We start from the raw sequence: 21,155 nt of genomic DNA on the forward strand, positions 1-21,155 counted from the left end.
GCCCAGGCCGGCGCCTCGAAGTGCCGCTATTTCTGCAGCACAGACAGGTCCTGGTCCGCCTCCGGTACCGCCACCGTCCCCCGGTCGTCCGGGAGTGTCTGGACCGTGAAGCCCGGGACTCCCTCCTCGGTCGCCGCCAGTGTGCGTGCCGCGTAGACCGGGCCGCCGGACAGGGGCTCGACCGTCAGGGCGTAGGTGCCCTGCAGGCCGCTCGGGACGGGGGCGGCGATGTCCTGGGTGGTGCCGGCCTTGATCGTGTACGTCTTCGAGACCGCGGTGCCGCCGTCGCTGCCCGCGGACGCCGTGACCTTCACCTGGGCGGTGCGGGTGGGTGCCGCGAGGGACAGCGTGGTGCCCTTTCCGCTGTTGTCGGCGGACGTCGCGCGCGTGCCCACCGGGCTGGTGGCCGGGATGAACGCCGTCTCCTGCTTGTCGCCCTTGCCCCGTACGACGCGCAGCGCGGCGACCACCGGCACGGACTTGTCGGTGGGGGTGAGGACCAGGGAGCCCGCCTCGCCGCGGGTGACGGGGCCGAGGTCGACGGCGTTGGTCATGCCGGCCTTCACGTGCAGCGTCTCGTTCCCGGCGGGGGTGATCTGCCCGGACGGGGAGGCGAGCCGCACCTTGAGGTCGGCGTCCGCGTCGCCGGGCGTGAAGGCGATCAGGCGCACGGACGTGGCGTCCTTGGGGATGCCGGGCAGGACGAGGCTGCCCGCCGGGTCCGTGGACGCGGCCAGCCAGTCGCCGCCGACCTTGTCGTCGAGAGCCTGCACGGCGGCGCCCACGCGTCCGCTGCGGACGTTCACATGCACCGTGAGGTTGGTCTGCTTCTCGTCGGTGAGCGTGGACAGCAGAACCGGGTCGCTGGAGTGCGGTGCGACGGTGATGCCCTCCCCCACGGTCGACTTGAGGGCGCCGTCCTTGCCGTAGAGCTCGATGTCGACGACGGCGGCGGAGTCGTCCGGGTTGGTGAGGTGGACGTAGTCGGTGCGGGCGGCGTCCGTGCTGGCGCCCGGGAACCAGAACTCGGTGTCGGGCGCGGTGCAGTTGACGCCCTGGAGGCCGCGTCCGGTGCCCGCGGCGACCTCGGTGGTCTCCTGCACCGCCCAGCCGGGCGCGAACCTGCCCTCGGCGGTGCCGACGAGCGCGGGTGTACCGGAACCGGAGGTGTCGCCCGTGACGGGCTTGCCGGGCTCCTTGGGCGTGAGGACCGGCTTGTCGGTCTTCGGCTTGTCGGTCTTCGGCTTGTCGGTCTTCGGCTTGCCGGCCTTCTTCTTGCCGCTCTTCTTGCCGTCGGTCTTGCCGCTGTCCCCCGTTCCGTCGGCCGACTGCTCGGTGGCGGACCGGAGTTGGGCCGTGCCGTCGCCTCCCGCGCCCTTCGTGACGGGCGTGAAGGAGGTGTACGACGTGTCGGCGAGGTCGGAGGTGCTGGGCTGCGGGCACAGCAACGTGGTGCGTTCCACGGGCAGTTCGGCGGCCGCCTTGGCGGTGTCCGCGCCGGAGGCGCCCGGCGCGGTGAGCGAGGCGAAGCCCGTGATGGCGGCGAGCGCGGCCGTGCCGGCGATCAGGGAGATGGTGGTGCGGTTCACTGCTGACTCCCGTCGGGGCGCTCAGGGGCGTGCGGGTGCGGCTGCGCAGGGTCGTACGTCGGGTCGTAACCCTGCTGGTACGACGGGTCGTACGCGGTCTGGTCGTACGCCCCCTGGGAGGAGCCGCCGTACGCGTACGGGTCGTACTGGCCGCCCTGGTACGGGTCCGCCTGGTACGTCTGGTCGTAGGTGCCCGCCGGGTACTGCTGGGTGCCCTGGTACTGCTCGTTGCCGTAGCTGCCGTAGTCGGCGCCCTGGTAGCCCGCCGCATCCCAGTCGCCGTAGGACTGCTGATGCGGGACCGCCACCGGTGTCTCCTCCGCAGGAGGAGACGGGAACTCCTCGCTCCGGCCCGCCTCTTCGGCCTCGGCCTCCGCCTGGGCGCGCAGACGGCGGGCGCGGCGGCCCTCGCCTGCGACGGCCTCGGCGGGTACGGCCGGCTCCTCGGGGAGGTCGTCGTCGATGTCGCGGCGCCGGCCGGGCAGCGCCAGGACGACGAGGACGACGGCCAGGAAGCCCTGCGCCCACAGCCAGGCGGTGTGTGTGATCGGGTCGTCGAAGGTGACGTCCAACTTGCCGCCGGAGGCGGGGAGTTGGAAGCCCTGGGCCCAGCCGTCGAGCGTGGTGCGGGTGAGCGGCCTGCCGTCCAGGGTGGCCGTCCAGCCCTCGGCGGCGGTGTCGGCGAGGCGCAGGACGCGGCCGCCGGTGCCGGAGGGGACCGTGGTGTGGATCTCGACGGGTCCGGCGGCGACGGGCTGCGCCGCCCCGGAGCCGGAGGCGGGGACGATGGTGGCGCGCGCGACCTCCTGGTCGACCCGCCACAGGGCGCTGCCGCCCTGCTGGCTCAGGCGGGAGAGGCCGGGGGTGGCGTCCAGGACACGGGTGACCTCGCGGGGCGCGCCCTTGTGGACGAGGACGTAGCGGACGGCGAACTTGCCGAGCTGGTCGGCCTGGTCGGCGCCGGAGCCGGCGACGAGGTTGGCGACGACCTTGTCGAGTCTGGCGTTCTCGCCGTCGGCCGCGGCGCTCTCGGCGTCGCCGAGCCGGGCGCCGGAGCCGCGGACCAGGGTGTAGCCGACGCGGGCCGTGGAGTCGCTGTCGAGCACGAGCGTGCGTGCCTGGTCGCGGGTGCCGCTCTCCTCGGCGACGAACGCGGGGACCTGCACGGGGTCCTGCCGCTCGACCGGTCCGTCGGCGCCGCGGATCATCCAGCCGAAGGCGATGACCAGCGGGCCCGCGAGCGCGGCGAAGGCTATGAGTGCGGCAACCGGCTGGCGCCAGCCGAAACTCTGCTCGGCCACACGCGCGCGTGCACCGTCGGCGCCGAGGACGGCGGCGGTCAGGAGGGCGAGGCCGTAGACGAGGGTGGCCGGGCCGGCCCAGGTCGAGCTGTTGGACAGGACCGCAAAGACGAGGCCCACCAGGGCGACCGCCCAGGCCGTCCAGATTCCGAACTGGCGCTCCGAGCGCAGCAGGGCGGCCAGCGCGGCCAGGACGACGCCGATGAGCATCAGCCCGCTGACCGTGCCCGGGCCGCCGGGGCTCACGCCGAGCAGGTCGAGGGCGGAGGCGGCCGAGGGGCCGTAGTCGAGCCCGGCCTCCTTGAAGAAGCCGAACGGGAGCAGCGACAGCGACCAGGGTGCGAGGACCAGCAGGGGCGTGCCGAGCTGGGCCAGGAAGCGCAGGCCGTGGGCGGTGAGGCCGGTGCGCCGCACGGCCGGCAGCGCGAGACCGAGGACCAGCGCGACGGGCCAGACGATCGGGGTGAACGCCGTGGTGATCGTCAGCAGCAGCGTGTACGCCCAGGTGGCGCGCCAACTGCCGGGCGCGCCCGACTCGTTTGCGAGGCCGCTGGCGGCGATGCCCGCGCGCGCGATGAGCGGCAGCAGCACGGCCAGTACGGCGGTGCCGATGCGGCCGCCCGCGAGCGCGCCCGTGGCGGCCGGCAGGAAGGCGTAGACGACGGCGGCCCACGCGCGCAGCAGACGCGACTCGACGAGCGGGCGGGAGGCGAAGTACGCGGTGACGCCGGCCAGCGGCACCGAGCACACGAGCAGGACCGTGACCGCGAGCCCGGTCGAGCCGAACAGCACGGAGGCGAGCATCGCCACGATCGCGAGGTACGGCGGCGCGGACGGGGTGCCGCCCGCGCCCACGGCGTGCCAGGAGTCGAGGTAGCGCGACCACAGCTCACTGGAGTCGGCCGGGGCGGGCAGCAGGGCGCCGCCCGCGAGCGCGCCGCCGCCGAGCAGTGCACGGCAGGCGACCAGCGAGACGAACAGCAGCACCAGGAAGAGCATCGGGCCGGGCTTGCGGCCGATGCGCTTGAGGCGGGCGAACTGCTCGATCTCCAGGAAGTCCGCGTCGTCGCCGCCGGGCCCGGACTCGACCGCGCCGCCGTGCCGTCCGGCGCCGGAGGTCACTTCGGGGTCGGAGCGGCCGACGAGGTCGCCCGCGGCCTGTTCGACGGTGGCCCGTATGGTCGCGCCGGGCGGCGGGAACAGGGCGCGCAGTTCGCCCTTGTCGATCTGCGGGCTGCCGCGCCGGCGCCGTCCGGCGATGATCCGCTCGGGGCGCAGCAGCGTGCCCAGCAGGCCGCGGATCTCGTCGACGGCCTGCCCGGGGACCTTGCCGACGAGGTAGGCGACGGTCCGCAGGAGCGTGCCGAGCACGAGGCGCACCAGCACCCAGGGCAGCGCGGCCGTACGCGTGTTGACCAGGAGGGTGTAGGCGGCGCCGGCCTTGTCCACCTTGTGCGGGGAGGCGACGGTGCGGCCCGAGCAGTCGACGGTGCGGCGCTCGCGCGAGGCGGCCTCGGCGTGTCGTACGACCGCCTCGGGGGCGACGAGGACGCGGTGGCCGGCGGCGGTGGCGCGCCAGCACAGGTCGACGTCGTCACGCATCAGCGGCAGCCGGTTGTCGAAGCCGCCGAGCTGCTCGAAGACGTCGCGCCTGATCAGCATGCCGGCGGTGGACACGGACAGCACGGTCCGGACGTGGTCGTGCTGTCCCTGGTCCTGTTCGCGGCGGTCCAGACCGGTCCAGCGGCGGCCGGAGTTGGCGATGGTGACGCCGACCTCCAGGAGCTGGCGGCGGTCGTACCAGCCGCGGAGCTTGGGGCCCACGACGGCCACGTCGTCGCGGCCGAGCTCCAGTTCGTTCTCCACGACGCGCAGCAGCTGGGCCAGGGCGTCGGGTTCGGGCGCGCAGTCGTCGTGCAGCAGCCACAGCCACTGGACCGGCTCGCCGTGCGGGAGCTCCGGCATGTCGTACGCGTCGTCGCGCCAGCTGCGGGTGACCGGGTCCCAGCCGCTGGGCCGCTTCAGATAGGGCAGCTCGTCCGGGGTCAGGACGGGCGCGCTGCGTTCCGCCTCCTCGACGGCCTGGCCGAAGCCGGTGCGCCGGGCGAGGTGCAGCACGCGGTCGGCGCCGAGGGCGTCGGTGACCAGCTGGGCGGAGTCGTCCGCGCTGCCGGTGTCGGCGGCCACGGCGTACTGAACGGGGCGCTCCTGGCCGAGCAGCCCGGCGAGCGCGTCGGGCAGCCAGCGGGCGCCGTCGTGGGAGACGACGACCGCCGTCACCACGTGACGCGGAAACTCTGGTGTGGCAGCGAGGTCTTGGTGGGCTGCCGTGTGGCTGTGCGCGGACATCGAGGTACGGGCCCCGGTTCGATGGACTGCGGTGGACGTCTGTGCCCTCTGGGGGCAGCGAGGCGTCTCGGACGAGCGACCACACTATCGGCTGGGCATTACGGCGGCCCGCCGCCTGTGGATAACCCCACCTGCGACGGGCCGTTCGAATCTGTTTCGGTTGTGTGGGGCGACGGCCGCCCGGTCAGATTGCGGCCTTCTTCAGACGGCGTCGTTCACGCTCGGACAGCCCGCCCCAGATGCCGAAGCGCTCGTCGTTGGCGAGGGCGTATTCGAGGCACTCGGAGCGGACTTCACAGGCCAGGCAGACCTTCTTGGCCTCACGGGTGGAGCCGCCCTTCTCGGGGAAGAAGGACTCGGGGTCGGTCTGGGCGCACAGCGCGCGCTCCTGCCAGCCGAGTTCCTCGTCCGCGTCGTCGACCAGCAGTTGCTGCACCAGCTCGGTCATGTGCGCCCCTCGTCTGTCTTTCGCGTCCCCGTGATGTAGCCGTTACCGATTCCGGCTGAACGACACGAGTGAAATTACAAGTGTGCTGCTCCGGGCGAGTCAAGCCGAGATCTGCTATTGAGCCCCTTATTCACTCTGCGGAACCAAGGCCATGCGGAAAGTGTTCAAATCGGCATAAACCTTGACATGCAGACGAGGCCCGGACGGGCCTTCGACCCCGCGCAGAGCCTGTACGGGGAAGGACGCCCGCAGATCCGATCTCGTTCCACGCGCACCTCGAAGCAAACCGGATCACAGTCGGATCACAGGACCGCAACGAGGTTTGAGCGCCATGTGTCCGGAGCAGCGCATGCACAAACCTTTCGCCTCCGACATCAACCGGATGAGGTGAACCATGTCCCACATACCGGGCGTCGAGTTGACAGCAAAGGTGTGAACCGCTGTCCTTGGGGGCATGCTCGCGAACTTGGCGCCCACCTCGACCCGCACCGCCGGGTCCCACGGTGCTGCCCGCGCTCGCTGTAGCTGTTGTTGCTGTTCCAGCTGTTGAGCCACACCTGCTCCGGCTGTAGGCCCTGTCGTCCGTGACGGGGCTCCCGTTCCCCTCTGACCTTCTTTCACTGAGGAACCACGCACCCCTTATGAACAGCGACAACGACCTCCAGATCGCCGGCGACATCCTCGAAGTCCAGCACCTGCTGCAGCCCCCGCGCGAGCACCCGGCCACCGTCGCCGAGTTCGTGGGCCTGGCCCGCTCCATCGCCGCCGACCGCTCCCAGTGGGAGCACCTCGTCGAGTACGACGCGACGACACGCTGGTACCACCGGCTGCGCACCGGGCCGGGCTACGAGGTGTGGCTGCTGTCCTGGGTGCCCGGGCAGGGCAGCGGGCTGCACGACCACGGCCCCTCCTCCGGTGTGCTGACCGTCCTGGAGGGCACGCTGACCGAGCGGACCGGGCGGGGCACGCGCGCGTTGGGCGCGGGCGCGCAGCGGGTGTTCGCGCCGGGATATGTGCACGACGTCGTCAACGACGCGCTGGAGCCGGCGGTCAGCCTGCACGTCTACTACCCGGGCCTGACGGAGATGCCGATGCACTCCACCTGCACCGCGGCCCCCGCCGCGTACGACGAGGTGGACGTCGTAACCGCCTGACGCTTTGTCGTACCCGCCTGTAAGACTTGGCCCATGCGCATTGTGGTTCTGGCAGGCGGCATCGGTGGTGCCCGGTTCCTGCGCGGTCTGAAGAAGGCCGTGCCGGACGCGGACATCACCGTCATCGGCAACACCGGGGACGACATCCACCTCTTCGGACTGAAGGTCTGCCCGGACCTCGACACGGTGATGTACACGCTCGGTGGCGGCATCAACGAGGAGCAGGGCTGGGGGCGGGCCGACGAGACGTTCCATCTCAAGGAGGAGCTCGCGGCGTACGGCGTGGGGCCGGAGTGGTTCGGGCTCGGCGACCGGGACTTCGCCACGCACATCGTGCGGACGCAGATGATCGGCGCCGGGTATCCGCTGAGCGCGGTGACGGAGGCGTTGTGCGACCGGTGGAAGCCGGGCGTGCGGCTGATTCCCATGACGGACGACCGGGTCGAGACGCATGTGGCCGTCGAGGTCGACGGTGAGCGCAGGGCGGTGCACTTCCAGGAGTACTGGGTGCGGCTGCGGGCCTCGGTGCCGGCCGAGGCGGTCGTGCCCGTCGGGGCGGAGCAGGCCAAGCCGGCGCCCGGTGTGCTGGAGGCGATCGCGGAGGCGGACGTGGTGCTGTTCCCGCCCTCGAACCCGGTTGTCTCCGTCGGCACGATCCTCGCCGTGCCCGGCATCCGTGAGGCGATCGCCGATGCCGGGGTGCCCGTCGTCGGCCTCTCCCCCATCGTCGGGGACGCGCCCGTGCGGGGCATGGCCGACAAGGTGCTCGCGGCGGTCGGCGTGGAGTCGACGGCCGCGGCGGTGGCCGAGCACTACGGCTCCGGTCTGCTCGACGGCTGGCTCGTCGACACCGTGGACGCGGGCGCCGTGGACCGGGTGGAGGCCGCCGGGATCCGGTGCCGGGCCGTACCGCTGATGATGACCGACCTCGACGCGACCACCCGGATGGCACGTGAGGCCCTGGCACTGGCGGAGGAGGTGCGGGTGCCTTGAGCGACGGGATGTCCGAGGGCACGGCCGCGCGCGGCGGCGGGGACAGCGCGGGTGGGTACCGGGTCTGGGCTGTGGACGGGATTCCTGAGGTCGTGCCGGGGGACGACCTCGCCAAGTTGATCGCTGCCGCCGAGCCCGGGCTGGTCGACGGGGACGTGTTGCTCGTCACCTCGAAGATCGTGTCCAAGGCGGAGGGGCGGGTCGTCGAGGCGGCCGACCGGGAGGCCGCGATCGATGCCGAGACCGTGCGGGTCGTGGCGCGGCGCGGGGCCCTGCGGATCGTCGAGAACCGGCAGGGGCTGGTGATGGCCGCGGCAGGGGTCGACGCCTCGAACACCCCGTCCGGCACGGTGCTGCTGCTGCCCGAGGATCCGGACGCGTCCGCCCGGGCGATCCGGGAGGGGCTGCGGGACGCCCTCGGCGTCACCGTCGGGGTCGTCGTCACCGACACCTTCGGGCGGCCCTGGCGCTCGGGGCTCACGGACGTCGCGATCGGCGCCGCCGGAGTGCACGTACTCGACGATCTGCGCGGGGGCACGGACGCGTACGGCAATCCGCTCAGCGCGACGGTCGTGGCGACGGCGGACGAGCTGGCCGCCGCCGGCGATCTGGTCAAGGGCAAGGCCGCCGGGCTGCCCGTCGCCGTCGTGCGCGGGCTGCAGCACGTGGTGGCCGAGGACCACGGCGAGGGAGCGCGGGCCATGGTGCGCGGTGGGCGAGACGACATGTTCCGGCTGGGGACGTCCGAGGCGATACGGACGGCCGTGACCCAGCGGCGTACCGTGCGGGCCTTCACCGACGAGCCCGTCGACCCCGGTGCCGTACGGCGGGCGGTCGCCGCGGCCGTGACCGCGCCGGCGCCGCATCACACGACGCCGTGGCGGTTCGTGCTGCTGGAGTCGCAGGACGCGCGGACCGGCTTGCTGGACGCCATGCGCGACGCCTGGATCGCCGATCTGCGGCGGGACGGGAAGAGCGAGGAGTCCATCGCCAAGCGGGTGCGGCGCGGGGACGTACTGCGCAATGCGCCGTATCTGGTGGTGCCGTGTCTGGTGATGGACGGGTCCCACGCCTATGGGGACGCGCGGCGGGACGGGGCGGAGCGGGAGATGTTCGTGGTCGCCGCGGGGGCGGGGGTGCAGAACTTCTTGGTTGCGCTGGCCGGAGAACGGTTGGGGTCCGCGTGGGTTTCTTCGACGATGTTCTGCCGGGATGTTGTGCGGGGTGTGCTGGGACTGCCCGAGGACTGGGATCCGATGGGGGCGGTGGCGGTCGGGCATGCGGCGGAGGAGCCGCGGGCTCGGGCTGAGCGGGATGCGGAGGCCTTCATCGAGGTGCGATGAACACCCCCGCCGGGGAGGGCGCCTACGGATGTGGAGGGTTCGGGTCCTGTGTGCGAGTGCGGGCCTGTGGGGGCTGGTCGCACCCACGCGGCGGAGCCGCATGTCGGACACAGCCTCGCGCCCCTGAAGGAGTTGTGCGCACCGGCAGTCGTATGTACCGCCTAGTCTCGTAGGGCAGCTCTCACCCCCTAGGAACTCAGCCTTGGCAGGACGATTCGCTCCCCGGCCTTCGCGGCCCACTCGTACGACCGTGCGCGGTGGGCATGTTGCCGTACCGGCGCGCGGGAGTGTGCCGCCGCAGGCCGTGGCGCCCGGGCGGGTGCGGGTGGTCGTACCGGACGGGCCGCTTGATCTTGGTCTTGTGCTGGGACCGCTTCGGCGTGGTGGAGGGGATCCGACGTTTCGGGCCATGCCCGACGGGTCCGTGTGGCGGGCCAGTCTGACCCCCGGTGGGCCCGGGACGCTGCGGGTCTCCGTCCGTGGAGGCGAGGTGCGCGGGGAGGCCTGGGGGCCGGGGGCCGAGTGGTTGCTGGAGCGGTTGCCGGAGCTGCTCGGAGGCGCGGACGAGCCCGATGCGTTCGTACCGCGGCACCGGTTGGTGGCGCACACAGCGCATCGTCGGCCTGGGCTACGGCTGACGCGGACCGGGCTGGTGCTGGAGTCGCTGATTCCGTCGGTTCTGGAGCAGAAGGTCACGACCGGCGAGGCGTACCGGGCGTGGCGGCTGCTGGTGCGGAAGTACGGGGAGCCGGCGCCGGGACCCGCGGCCGGCGGACGGCTGTGGGTGATGCCGGCCCCGCGGACGTGGGCGCTGATCCCGTCCTGGGAATGGCACCGGGCCGGGGTCGACAACAAGCGGGCCTCGACCATCCTGCGTGCCGTGCGGGTCGCCGCCCGCTTGGAGGAGGCGGTGGGGATGGAGCCGGCGGCCGCGCAGGCGCGGTTGGAGGTCGTGCCGGGGATCGGCCCCTGGACGTCGGCGGAGACCGTGCAGCGCAGTCATGGGGCGCCGGATGCGGTGACCGTCGGGGATCTGCATCTGCCGGGCATTGTGGGGTGGGCGCTCGCCGGGGACCGGGATGCGGACGACGCGGCGATGCTGGAGTTGTTGGAGCCGTATGCGGGGCAGCGGCATCGCGCCGCGCGGTTCATTCTGCTGAGCGGGCGTACGCCGGCGCGGCGGATGCCGAAGATGCCCAAGACCGACATCGGACGGCTCTGACGCCGGCCTGCGCCCCGGTGAACCCGACTCGCCGGGCGAACCCGGTGACACGGCACGGACGAATCAGCCCGCGTTCACCGGTCGCTCGAAGAACGTCTCCAGGACGACCGTCGCCTGCGTGCCGCTAGACCCCCCTCGATGGCGTACAGGCGTCGTAGCACGTCCTGGAGCGTGACTACTGGTCCGAGGAGAACCGCACCGACCCCGCGGGGATCTGCGCGTCGCACCACACCCGTACGCCGTCGCGCAGTTCGTTGTCGGCGCCGATGACGGCGCCGTCGCCGATGACCGTGCCGGTGAGGACGGAGCGTTCGCCGACGCGGGCGCGGGTGCCGATGAGGGAGTCGGTGATGACGGCGCCGGGTTCGATGACGGCCCCGGGAAGGATGGTCGAGCCGAAGACCCGCGCGCCCTCCGCCACGAACGCGCCCTCGCCCACCACGGTTCCGCCCGTCAGCTTGGCGTCCGGGGCGACCCTCGCCGTCGGCAGGATCAGGCGGTCGCCGCAGCGGCCGGGGACCGCGGGGGACGGGGCGCGGCCGAGGACGAGGTCGGCGGAGCCGCGGACGAAGGCCGCGGGGGTACCGAGGTCCAGCCAGTACGTCGAGTCGACCATGCCCTGCAGGTGGGCTCCGGCCGAGAGGAGGTCGGGGAAGGTCTCGCGTTCGACCGAGACCGGGCGGCCCGCGGGGATCGTGTCGATGACCGAGCGACGGAAGACGTACGCCCCCGCGTTGATCTGGTCGGTGACGATCTCCTCGGGGGTCTGCGGCTTCTCCAGGAAGGCGAGGACACGGCCGGTCTCGTCCGTGGGGACCAGGCCGTAGGCGCGTGGGTCCGTGACCTTGGTGAGGTGGAGGGAGACGTCGGCGCCCGTCTTCTGGTGGGTGTCGACCAGGGCGCGGATGTTCAGGCCGGTGAGGATGTCGCCGTTGAAGATGAGGACCGGGTCGTCGGGGCCCGAGTGGAGGCGGGACGCGACGTTGCGGATGGCGCCGCCCGTGCCGAGGGGCTCCTCCTCCGTCACGTACTCGATGTGCAGGCCCAGGGAGGAGCCGTCGCCGAAGTACGGCTCGAAGACCTCGGCCAGATAGGACGTGGCCAGGACGATGTGGTCGACGCCCGCCGCTCTGGCTCTCGCCAGCTGGTGGGTGAGGAACGGGACGCCGGCCGCACGGACCATGGGCTTCGGGGTGTGGACCGTGAGCGGGCGCAAGCGCGTGCCCTTGCCGCCGACCAGGAGGATCGCTTCTGTCACCTGTCGTCTCTGCTTCCTGCCGGGACCGGCCGAACTGTCTTTCGGCCGGCCAGTTTATGCAGACCGTCGTGTGGTGATTTGGATGGTCGTGCGGCGTTCGCCGTTCCACCCGGTGCCCCGCTGTGGCGTGACTAACTCCTCCGTGCCCAACTCCCTGGCGGGTTGCGGCGGTCGCTCAACGGCGGCCCTGGTAGCGCGCCGCGGTGGAGCGGACAGTGCCGAGCTTTCGGTAGAGCTGCCAGCCCGGGCACGCCGTCGGGTAGCCGTCACGGTGGCCGGAGATCACATTCATTCGGACGTTCTTACCCTTTCGGTAGAGATTGCCACCGCTCGACTTCAGATATGTCTTTCCGCGCGGATTGGCACCGTAGAGGCCCAGTTTCCAGGCCGTGAGCCGGGCGATGGCCTTCAGGGCGGCCGCGGGCGGCTTGTTCTTGCTGAAGTTGCCGATGACGGCGATGCCCATGCTGTTGTTGTTGAAACCGAGGGTGTGGGCACCCCTGACCGCCTTCGCCACTCCCCCGGCGCGGCCCTCGTAGATGGTTCCGCACTTGTCGACGAGGAAGTTGTAGCCGATGTCACGCCAGCCCATGCTCACAACGTGGTAGCGGTAGATGGCACGGATGACGGAGGAGGCCTGCGAACAGCGGTAGGTGTTGCCGGACGACGTGTGGTGCACGAACGCCGCCTTGACCTTCTTCGTGTAGGCGAACCCCCTCTCGCGCAGGTCCTCGTCCGCGCCCCAGCCCCGGCGGGTGACGATGCGGGGGCGGGGGCCGATGTGCGGCTTCTTGCGCTGACCCTCCGTCAACTCGTGCCCGCGCAGAGTCCGCATCTCCCGCTCGGTCGCGGACCGGCTCAGCGCGGGGATCACGGTGGCGCCGAGCGGGACGAGATCGGCGTTGGCGGTGGAGGAGGCCAGGGCCTCGGCCGACTCGGAGTTGCCGGGCCCGGTGACGGGGGGCCCGGCCTGACTGCCGTGCGGCACGAGCGGTGCCGTACCCCGCATCGGGACCTCGTCGCCCCCGTCGTCCGGGTCTCCCGGGTCGCCCGGGTCCACGAGTTCCACACGCAGGCCCGAGGGGAGGGCGGAAGCGGCCGGGACGGCGCGGGTGCTCGGAGTGTGGCCTTCGGTACGGCGTCCGCCCTCGGGCTGGACCCGGACCTCCACGGCGTCCGAGTCGCCCACCCACAGCGGTGCGGTGGAGCCGCGGACGCGGCCCGAGGTGCGCTCGGCGGAGCCGGGGTCGGCCGCGTCGTCGTTGTGCGTCTCGAGGCTGCGCCAGCCGGACCAGACGCCGTTGCCGGTCGCGCGGGTGCGGACCTGGACCTGGCCGTGCAGTGCGGTGTCCGGGTTGTCCCAGATGACGCCGACCATCGAGAAGCGCCGTACGTCCCGGCGGGTCAGGCCCTGCTCCGCGAGGCCCGTTGAGGCCGTGGAGCCGAGGGCGCGGGTGAAGGGCGTCAGCGGCGCGAGGGGCAGCGACTGGGTGCTGCCGCGGATGTCGGGCCGGGCGGGCGCCGGCGCGGATCCTGCGCCGGCGAGCGCGGCCCTCGCCGTCGCCACGGGGACGGGCAGGGTCAGCGGAAGGGCGAGGGCGGCCGCGCAGGCGACGCCGATCGAGGAGGCGATCGAGGAGGCAAGGAATCCACGCATGCTCCTGATGTTGGACATAGTCATACATATCTGTCCATCCCGGAATTGACGGACCGTCGGTTTTCGTTCCTCCGAACCGGTGGCCCCACCAAGGGGTGCGCGAGCGGTCGCCCGCGTACCCTTGCGCGGGTGAACGCCACCGACCGCACCCCTGCCGACCTGCTGCGTTCCGCGCTCGCCGCGGACCCCGGACGCCCCCTGGTGACCTTCTACGACGACGCCACGGGCGAGCGCGTCGAACTGTCTGTGGCCACCTTCGCCAATTGGGTGGCCAAGACCGCCAATCTCCTCCAGGGCGACCTCTCCGCGGCCCCCGGCGACCGGGTCGCGCTGCTGCTGCCCGCGCACTGGCAGACCGCGGTGTGGCTGCTGGCGTGTGCGTCGGTGGGGGCGGTCGCCGATGTCGGCGGGGATCCGGCGGCGGCCGACGTGGTGGTGAGCGGGCCGGACACGCTGTCCGCCGCGAGGGCCTGTCGGGGGGAGCGGGTTGCGCTCGCCTTGCGGCCGCTGGGTGGTCGCTTCCCACAGGCGCCGGACGGCTTCGCCGATTACGCCGTGGAGGTGCCGGGTCAGGGGGATCGGTTTGTTCCGTTCGCGCCGGTGGATCCCGACGAGGCCGGGCTGATCGTGGCCGGGCGGGAGTTCAGTGGGGCGGAGGTTGTCGAGCGGGCTCGGGCGGAGGCGGCGGGGCTGGGCCTTGCCGGGCCGGGGTCGCGGATCCTGTCCGGGTTGCCGTACGACACCTGGGAGGGTCTGAATGCAGGGTTGTACGGGCCGCTTGCCACCGGGGGGTCTGTGGTGTTGTGCCGGCATCTGGAGCAGTTGGGGGAGGATGCGCTGGCCGCGCGGATCGAGAGTGAGCGGGTGAGCGTGGTGCGCCGCTGAGGGGTTGCTTTTCCGGTGCAGGTCCGTCGTGGCTGGTCGCTCCCCCACTCTCGGCTTCGCTCGAGCGGGGGGACCCCCATCGCGGCGGAGCCGCACATTGATACAGCCCCGCACCCCTCAAGGCGGTGCAGTCACCCGGATGGATCAGCACCGGACGCTTCCACCCGCCTCTCCACGCCATGCTCGTAAGGACTGCATGTTCCTACGCCATGAGGGGTGGAGCCGCACGTGAAAGGGCTGGTACGGCGGCGTCGGCGGCGGTGGGTGCGGTACGGGGGGCTTGCGGTTGCTGCCGTGGTGGTGGGGGCCGTCGCGGGCGGGTGGGTGGTGTACGCGAAGCTCGACGGGAACATCAGGGCCGACGATGCGGCGGCCCGGGAGCTCGCCCGGTACGAGAAGGAGCGGCCCACCTCGCTCGTCAAGGGCGCGCAGAACATCCTGCTGATCGGGTCGGACACCCGGTCCGGGGACGGGAACGCGCAGTACGGGCGGGACTCGGGGACCGAGCGGTCCGACACGACGATCCTGCTGCATCTCTCCGCCGGGCGGCACACCGCCACCGCGATCTCGCTGCCCCGTGACCTGATGGTGGACATCCCCGCCTGTCTGCGGTCCGACGGGAACCGCTCCGAGGCGATGTTCGCGATGTTCAACTCCGCCTTCGAGACGGGTGGTTCGGCCTGCACCATCCGGACCGTGGAAAAGCTGACGAACATCCGTGTCGACCACCACATCGTCGTCGACTTCCACGGCTTCAAGGAGATGGTCGACGCGGTCGACGGCGTCCAGGTGTGCCTGACGAAGCCGATCGACGACAAGGCGGCCAAGCTGAAGCTGCCCGCCGGACGGGTCACGCTCGACGGCGAGCAGGCCCTCGGCTACGTGCGCGCCCGCAAGACGCTCGGCGACGGCAGCGACACCGACCGGATGGACCGTCAGCAGCAGTTCCTCGGGGCGCTCGTCACCAAGGTCCAGAGCAACGACGTACTGCTGAACCCGGTGAAGCTCTATCCCGTGCTGGACGCCGCCACCTCGTCGCTCACCACCGACCCGGGGCTGGCGAGTCTGCGCGGGCTGTATCAACTCGTGCGCGGACTGCGCGACATCCCCACGAAAGCGGTGCAATTCCTCACGGTTCCGCGGGAGTCGTACCTCTACGACGCCAATCGCGACCAGCTCGTGGAGCCGGAGGCGGAGAAGTTGTTCGAACGGCTGCGCAGGGACGCGCCGTTGGCGGTCGCGGCGGAAGTTCCACGGGATTCCGACTCAAAGAGTCGCAATTCGGCCACGCGTGGCCTGGATAACTCGTACGGATATTCGGGCGGGGATTCGTATGAGCAGTCGCACGACTACGGCGCGTACGGACACGGCGACGGGAAGTCGGGCGGAAAGCGGTCCGGCGGGGCTTCGGCGTCCAGTTCGCCCGCACCGACGTTCCGCGGGAACACCGCCGACGAGGACGGCTGCAGGTAGGGCGAGCATCAACGCGACGAACAGCCGTCCCAAGAAAACCCAAGGAAATGGGCGGATTGCCCAGTTGTAGGGACGTGGAATTTGTCACCGACGTCGCTCCACGCCGAACTGGCCGGATAGTGTGAGCGATCCGGTGCACCGGTCCGCCAGGTCCTTCCTGGGGTCGCGCACTGTGTGACCGAGACCCGAGCGTCTTTGAGGGGGAAGGCGCCGCGTGGCCCAAACGGAGGATTCGGAAACCGTGGACGCGCAAAGCCGTGGGCGGGCGGAGAACATCGACCCCGCAGACCAGTGGGTGCTCAATCCGAACACCGGCGAATACGAACTGCGACTGACTCCTTCCGCACCGCAATCGGCGGTGCCCCGGCCGCGCAGATCCGCCCCCCGTGGCGCGAACGGCGCGGCGCGCGGCCGTACGGCGACTCCGCAGGCCCCGGGCCGCGGGGTGCCGCCGCAAAGGCGCCGCCGCGGCGCGCCCGAGGAGCCGCTGCCGGGGCGGCGCGGCCGGCGGCCGGTGCAGAAGAAGTCGAAGGCGAAGAAGGTCCTGCTGTGGACCGGTGGCACCATGGCGTTCGTGCTGGTCGCCGCGGCCGGCGCCGGGTACCTCTACATCAAGCACCTCAACGACAACATCACGTCCGTCTCCGACGACGGCGCGAGCACCGGTGGCTTCAGCAAGGGCAAGGCAATCAACATCCTGCTGATCGGCACCGACAAGCGCACCGGCAAGGGCAACGAGAAGTACGGCGACAGGAACAGTGTCGGTCACGCCGACACCACGATCCTGCTGCACCTCTCCAAGGACCGCTCGAACGCGACGGCGCTGAGCATCCCCCGGGACCTGATCACCGACATCCCGGACTGCCCGACCACCCAGGCCGACGGCTCCCAGAAGGTCATCGCGGGCACCAGCAACGTCCGCTTCAACACCAGCCTCGGCCAGGACGACCGTACGCCCAGCTGCGTCGCGCGCACGGTCACGGAGCTGACCGGCATCAAGCCGGACAACTTCATGGTGGCCGACTTCAACGCGGTGAAGACGCTGACCACCGCGGTGGGCGGCGTCGACGTCTGTCTCGGCAAGGACATCAACGACCCGGACTCGCACCTGAACCTGAAGAAGGGCATGCAGCACATCGCGGGCGAGACCGCACTCGCCTTCGTGCGCACCCGGCACGCGGTGGGCTTCGGCGGCGACCTGAGCCGGATCACGCTGCAGCAGAACTTCCTCAGCGCGCTGATGCGCAAGCTGAAGTCGAACGACACGCTCACCGACCCGACGAAGATGATCAAGGTGGCCGAGGCGGGCACCAAGGCGCTGACCGTCGACGACAACCTCGACAGCATCGGCAAGCTGAAGGACCTCGGCCTGGAGCTGGGCAAGCTCAACCCGAAGAACCTGACGTTCACCACGGTGCCGGTGATCGACAACCCGGCCGAGAAGGTGCACGCGACCGTCGTCCTCAAGCCCGGCGCGGCCCAGCCGGTGTTCGACGCGATCAAGAACGACGTCTCCTTCACCGCGGTGAAGGAGAAAAAGAAGAAGGAGGCGGCCGCGGTGGCCGCCCGCCTCAAGGGCACCAAGTCGGAAGCCTCCGCGGTGCGGGTGCGGGTCCTGAACGGCGGCGCCGAACCCGGCAGTGCGCAGGCCGAGCTCGAGTACCTGCAGAACGAGGCGGGCGTGCTGAAGTCCGAGAACGCCGGCAACGCGGACGCGCAGCTGAGCAAAACGACGCTGGAGTACGCCCCGGACCAGGCCGACCAGGCGCGCCGGCTGGCCGCCATCCTGGGGCTGTCCGGTTCCGCGATGAAGCCCGGCAAGAGCGTGACCAACTCACAGGGTCTGCCCGCCATCACGCTGACCCTCGGCAAGGACTTCCCGGGCGCGGGCGATTCCTTCACCGCGGCGAGCAAGGCGCCGGACGTGGACAAGACCACGGCCGACAAGGTTGAGTGCGCCAAGTAGTGACCTGACAGGCCTGTCGTACGTCTAACAGGGCGTACGGCAGGCCTGATGCATGGGCGCAGGGTGGGGAGGACGGGGAGATGGCGCAGAGCAGCGTGCAGGGGGAAGGGACGTTCCGGGGCGTTCCGCACACACGTGAACCCGAGCGGGACGGCCGGCGCGACGGCGGCGGGCGGGGCGGCGGCCTGCACGGCAGACCGGCCAGTCGCGGGCCCCGGCGGGGGCGCCGGGTGCTCAGATGGTCGGCGACCACGCTCTCGGTGCTGATACTCGGCACGGCCGGCGCCGGATACCTGTACTACCAGCACCTCAACGGCAACATCCAGAAGGGCGAGCGCAGCAGCGGCGACGGCAAGGCTCAGAAGACCGCTCCGAACGCGGCGGGGCAGACGCCGCTGAACATCCTGCTGATCGGCTCGGACAGCCGTAACTCCGACGAGAACGTGAAGCTCGGCGGCGCCAAGTACGACCGCGGCACCCCGCCGCTGGGCGATGTGCAGATGCTGATCCACCTCTCCGCGGACCGCAAGAGCGCCGCCATGGTGAGCATTCCGCGTGACACCCGGGTCGACATCCCCCAGTGCCGGGACCCGAAGACCGGCAAGACGTATCCCGAGACCACCAAGATCATCAATGAGTCGCTGGCCCGCGGTGGCGCCGGCTGCACGCTGGCCACCTGGGAGAAGCTCACCGGGGTCTACATCGACCACTGGATGACGATCGACTTCTCGGGTGTGGTGCGGATGGCCGACGCCATCGGCGGCGTCGACGTCTGTGTGAAGCAGAACGTATGGGACCACCCGACGGCCGCCGTGCCCGGCGGCTCCGGCCTGAAGCTGACGGCCGGCACCCACAAGGTCGAGGGCAAGCAGGCCCTGCAGTGGCTGCGCACCCGGCACGCCTGGGGCAGCGACCTGATGCGGGCCAGGGCCCAGCACATGTACCTCAACTCGATGATCCGCACGCTGAAGAACCAGAACGTCTTCACCGACACCGGGCGGCTGACCGACCTCGCCGAGGCGGCCACGAAGTCCCTGAAGGTCTCCGAGGAGATCGGCACCGTCAAGAAGCTGTACGACCTGGGCATGCAGCTCAAGTCGGTGCCCACGGACCGCATCACCTCGGTGACGATGCCGAACGTCGCGGACCCGCAGAACTCCGACCACGTCGTGCCGGACAGCACGGGCGCCGCGAAGCTCTGGGAGATGCTCCGCGACGACGTACCCCTCGACAACAAGGGCAAGGCCTCGGACGCGAAGCAGACGACCGCCAAGGAGGCGGCGACGAAGGCCCCTTCGGCGCCGGACGGCGACATCGGCGTCGTGGTGCAGAACGCCACCGGGACCTCCACCCTCGGCCCGGTCGCCGGACGCGCGGGCACGGTCGCCGAGGAACTCGTGCAGAAGGGGTTCACCAAGGCGTCCAAGGACGCGACCACGGGGCTCTCCGCGGACAAGACCGTCGTGCGCTACCCGAGCGCGGAACTGGAGGGCGACGCCCAGCGCATCGCCAAGTCGCTGGGGATTCCGCTGAGTTCCGTGCAGAGGTCGACGGACGTCTCCGGGGTCACCGTCGTGGTCGGCGCCGACTGGCGCACCGGCACGGCGTATCCGAAGCAGTCCAGGCCCAAGGCCGGCGAACTGCCCGGCAACGCCGACGCCATCAACGGCTCGGACAAGAGCCAGTGCATGGACGTGTACGCGCCCTACCGCTGGAGCTGATCTTCACCGATCCGCACAGGGAACTCCCAACTGACTGCACAATGATGAGGCGCGCTCACGTCCGAGGGGTTTCAGGGGGACGGCGCGCCCTCTCATTCGCCTGATCCGGGGGGACGGGCAGCGGGGAGGTCCGGCATGTCCAGGGGTGGGAGGGCAGGGAGTTGGCGCGGAGCAGTGTGCGCGGAGAGGTTCCCGCGGTCGAGGACACGATGTCCCTGACACCGCGGGAGCGGGACGCGACGGCCGAGCACGGCCGGCACGGCGGCGGCAGACGCAGAAAGGGCCCGGACGGCGACGGGAAGCGCCGCAGACGGCGTGTCCTGCGCTGGGCGGCGATGATCCTGGCGGTGGTGATACTCGGCACGGCGGGGGCCGGCTATCTCTACTACCAGCACCTCAACGCCAACCTCAAAAAGGATGCCCTCAACATCGGCGACGAGAAGGACAGGGCGGCCAGGTCGAAGGCCAACGCGGCCGGTCAGACGCCGCTGAACATCCTGCTGATCGGCTCCGACGCCCGGGACTCCAAGGAGAACCAGAAGCTCGGCGGTGCCAAGGACACCTTCAACACCGCGCCGCGCGCCGACGTCCAGATGCTGCTGCACGTCTCGGCGGACCGCACCAACATGTCGGTCGTCAGCATGCCGCGCGACACGCTCGTGAACATCCCCAAGTGCACGGATCCCGACAACGGCAAGGTCTACGGGGCGCTCACCTCGACGATCACCAACGACTCCCTGGGCCGCGGCGGCCCCGGCTGCACGGTGGCGACCTGGGAGAAGCTGACCGACATCCACATCGACCACTTCATGATGATCGACTTCGCGGGCGTGGTGTCCATGGCGGACGCCATCGGCGGCGTACCGGTCTGTGTGGACGCCAACATCCGCTCCAAGTCGTCCGACGGCCACGGTTCGGGCCTGAAGCTGAAGGAGGGCACCACGTACGTCAAGGGCATCCAGGCCCTGCAGTGGCTGCGCACACGGTACGGCTTCGAGGACAACACGGACATCGCCCGGGCCAAGGCCCAGCACCAGTACATGAACGCGATGGTCCGCCAGCTGCGCGAGAACGCCACGCTCGGCAACCCGAACGAGCTCCGCAAGCTCGCCGAGACGGCCACCAACGCACTGACCGTCGACGACGGCCTCGGCACCGTGGCGAAGCTGTACGACCTGAGCAAGGAGCTCAGGAAGGTCCCCACCAAGCGCATCACCATGACGACGATGCCCTGGCAGTACTCCACGACGAACAGCGGCCGGGTCGTGCCGAAGCCGGGTGACGCGGCGCAGCTGTTCCGGCTCGTCCGCGAGGACATCGCGCTGGACGGCAAGGACAAGAAGAAGTCCGCCGGCACGAAGGCGTCCTCGGACCCGGCCGCGGCGAACGACCGGATCGCCGTACAGGTGCAGAACGGCACCAGGTCCGGCACGCAGCTCGCGGTCACCGGACGGGCGCGTACGATCGCCCAGCTGCTCGTCGGCAAGGGGTTCACCGAGGCGGTGGCGGACACCACGACGGTCCTCAGCGAGGAGAAGACGGTGATCCGCTATCCGAGCGCGGACCTGGAGGGCGACGCCCAGCGGGTCGCCAAGTCGCTCGGGATTGCGCTGAGTTCGGTGAAGAAGTCGACCGAGGTCTCCGGGGTCACACTGGTCGTCGGCGCGGACTGGCGCTCCGGAACGACGTACACGGCCCCGGCGGACGACGACACAACGCCGGCGTCCGCCCAGGTCATCAACGGCTCGGACAAGAAGCAGTGCATGCACGTGAACCCGGCCTACACCTGGTAGTCC

The 21,155-nt window shown here is 71.0% G+C and carries 14 protein-coding genes; 9 read left to right on the forward strand and 5 right to left on the reverse strand.

Going from position 1 to position 21,155, the window contains the following annotated elements; translation table 11 throughout:
• Positions 1–26 precede the first annotated feature (26 nt).
• The 3 genes from IH68_RS0131210 to IH68_RS0131220 form a co-directional block, all read right to left on the reverse strand.
• Positions 27–1,589, reverse strand: coding sequence for a DUF5719 family protein (locus IH68_RS0131210; RefSeq protein WP_030941660.1), 1,563 nt, complete (start codon positions 1,587–1,589; stop codon positions 27–29).
• The gene (locus tag IH68_RS0131215; RefSeq protein ID WP_078912688.1) at positions 1,586–5,239 is read right to left on the reverse strand and encodes a glycosyltransferase family 2 protein; all 3,654 of its coding nucleotides are present in this window, start codon (positions 5,237–5,239) and stop codon (positions 1,586–1,588) included. The genes IH68_RS0131210 and IH68_RS0131215 overlap by 4 nt, the downstream gene beginning before the upstream one ends.
• Before the next feature lie 184 nt (positions 5,240–5,423).
• The gene (locus tag IH68_RS0131220; RefSeq protein ID WP_010986447.1) at positions 5,424–5,687 is read right to left on the reverse strand and encodes a WhiB family transcriptional regulator; all 264 of its coding nucleotides are present in this window, start codon (positions 5,685–5,687) and stop codon (positions 5,424–5,426) included.
• Positions 5,688–6,328: 641 nt separating this feature from the next.
• Between IH68_RS0131220 and IH68_RS0131225 the strand changes: the two genes are divergently transcribed.
• From IH68_RS0131225 to IH68_RS0131240, 4 genes are all read left to right on the forward strand, one after another.
• Complete coding sequence (locus tag IH68_RS0131225; RefSeq protein WP_030941664.1) at positions 6,329–6,841, forward strand: cysteine dioxygenase; 513 nt, start codon at positions 6,329–6,331, stop codon at positions 6,839–6,841.
• 33 nt (positions 6,842–6,874) lie between these two features.
• On the forward strand, positions 6,875–7,834 hold the full coding sequence (gene cofD, locus IH68_RS0131230) for a 2-phospho-L-lactate transferase (RefSeq protein ID WP_030941667.1): 960 nt from the start codon (positions 6,875–6,877) through the stop codon (positions 7,832–7,834).
• A gap of 8 nt (positions 7,835–7,842) precedes the next feature.
• Positions 7,843–9,177 carry a coenzyme F420-0:L-glutamate ligase gene (locus IH68_RS0131235; protein WP_030941668.1) on the forward strand — a complete coding sequence of 445 codons (1,335 nt, stop codon included), beginning with the start codon at positions 7,843–7,845 and terminating at the stop codon, positions 9,175–9,177.
• 202 nt (positions 9,178–9,379) lie between these two features.
• On the forward strand, positions 9,380–10,399 hold the full coding sequence (locus IH68_RS0131240) for a DNA-3-methyladenine glycosylase family protein (protein ID WP_078912690.1): 1,020 nt from the start codon (positions 9,380–9,382) through the stop codon (positions 10,397–10,399).
• 175 nt (positions 10,400–10,574) lie between these two features.
• On the opposite strand, the gene IH68_RS0131245 is transcribed toward IH68_RS0131240, so the two are convergent.
• Together IH68_RS0131245 and IH68_RS0131250 are read right to left on the reverse strand one after the other, a co-directional pair.
• Positions 10,575–11,657: a nucleotidyltransferase family protein gene (locus IH68_RS0131245; RefSeq protein ID WP_030941672.1), complete on the reverse strand. Its 1,083-nt coding sequence runs from the start codon at positions 11,655–11,657 to the stop codon at positions 10,575–10,577.
• Positions 11,658–11,832: 175 nt separating this feature from the next.
• Positions 11,833–13,314, reverse strand: a complete 1,482-nt coding sequence (locus IH68_RS0131250) for a peptidoglycan recognition protein (protein WP_030941674.1) — start codon at positions 13,312–13,314, stop codon at positions 11,833–11,835.
• A gap of 129 nt (positions 13,315–13,443) precedes the next feature.
• Here IH68_RS0131250 and IH68_RS0131255 point away from each other — a divergent pair, with 129 nt between their 5' ends.
• The 5 genes from IH68_RS0131255 to IH68_RS0131275 all read left to right on the forward strand — a co-directional run bounded on the left by IH68_RS0131255 (position 13,444) and on the right by IH68_RS0131275 (position 21,152).
• Positions 13,444–14,199: a TIGR03089 family protein gene (locus tag IH68_RS0131255; protein ID WP_030941676.1), complete on the forward strand. Its 756-nt coding sequence runs from the start codon at positions 13,444–13,446 to the stop codon at positions 14,197–14,199.
• 228 nt (positions 14,200–14,427) lie between these two features.
• Positions 14,428–15,672, forward strand: a complete 1,245-nt coding sequence (locus IH68_RS0131260) for an LCP family protein (protein WP_030941678.1) — start codon at positions 14,428–14,430, stop codon at positions 15,670–15,672.
• A gap of 241 nt (positions 15,673–15,913) precedes the next feature.
• Positions 15,914–17,638: an LCP family protein gene (locus tag IH68_RS0131265; RefSeq protein WP_030941680.1), complete on the forward strand. Its 1,725-nt coding sequence runs from the start codon at positions 15,914–15,916 to the stop codon at positions 17,636–17,638.
• An 80-nt stretch (positions 17,639–17,718) separates the two neighbouring features.
• On the forward strand, positions 17,719–19,359 hold the full coding sequence (locus IH68_RS0131270) for an LCP family protein (protein ID WP_030941682.1): 1,641 nt from the start codon (positions 17,719–17,721) through the stop codon (positions 19,357–19,359).
• A gap of 209 nt (positions 19,360–19,568) precedes the next feature.
• Positions 19,569–21,152, forward strand: a complete 1,584-nt coding sequence (locus IH68_RS0131275) for an LCP family protein (protein WP_078912701.1) — start codon at positions 19,569–19,571, stop codon at positions 21,150–21,152.
• Positions 21,153–21,155 lie beyond the last annotated feature (3 nt).

Source organism: Streptomyces sp. NRRL S-646 (assembly GCF_000720765.1).
In the GTDB taxonomy this organism is placed as follows: Bacteria; Actinomycetota; Actinomycetes; order Streptomycetales; family Streptomycetaceae; genus Streptomyces.

What these genes read in the sequence shown, in the direction of transcription:
- IH68_RS0131250 (WP_030941674.1), bottom strand. Translation starts at nt 13,314, where the DNA reads ATGCGTGGATTCCTTGCCTCCTCGATCGCCTCCTCGATCGGCGTCGCC.
- IH68_RS0131275 (WP_078912701.1), top strand. Translation starts at nt 19,569, where the DNA reads ATGTCCCTGACACCGCGGGAGCGGGACGCGACGGCCGAGCACGGCCGG.
- cofD (WP_030941667.1), top strand. Translation starts at nt 6,875, where the DNA reads ATGCGCATTGTGGTTCTGGCAGGCGGCATCGGTGGTGCCCGGTTCCTG.
- IH68_RS0131215 (WP_078912688.1), bottom strand. Translation starts at nt 5,239, where the DNA reads ATGTCCGCGCACAGCCACACGGCAGCCCACCAAGACCTCGCTGCCACA.
- IH68_RS0131225 (WP_030941664.1), top strand. Translation starts at nt 6,329, where the DNA reads ATGAACAGCGACAACGACCTCCAGATCGCCGGCGACATCCTCGAAGTC.
- IH68_RS0131235 (WP_030941668.1), top strand. Translation starts at nt 7,843, where the DNA reads ATGTCCGAGGGCACGGCCGCGCGCGGCGGCGGGGACAGCGCGGGTGGG.
- IH68_RS0131270 (WP_030941682.1), top strand. Translation starts at nt 17,719, where the DNA reads ATGGCGCAGAGCAGCGTGCAGGGGGAAGGGACGTTCCGGGGCGTTCCG.
- IH68_RS0131220 (WP_010986447.1), bottom strand. Translation starts at nt 5,687, where the DNA reads ATGACCGAGCTGGTGCAGCAACTGCTGGTCGACGACGCGGACGAGGAA.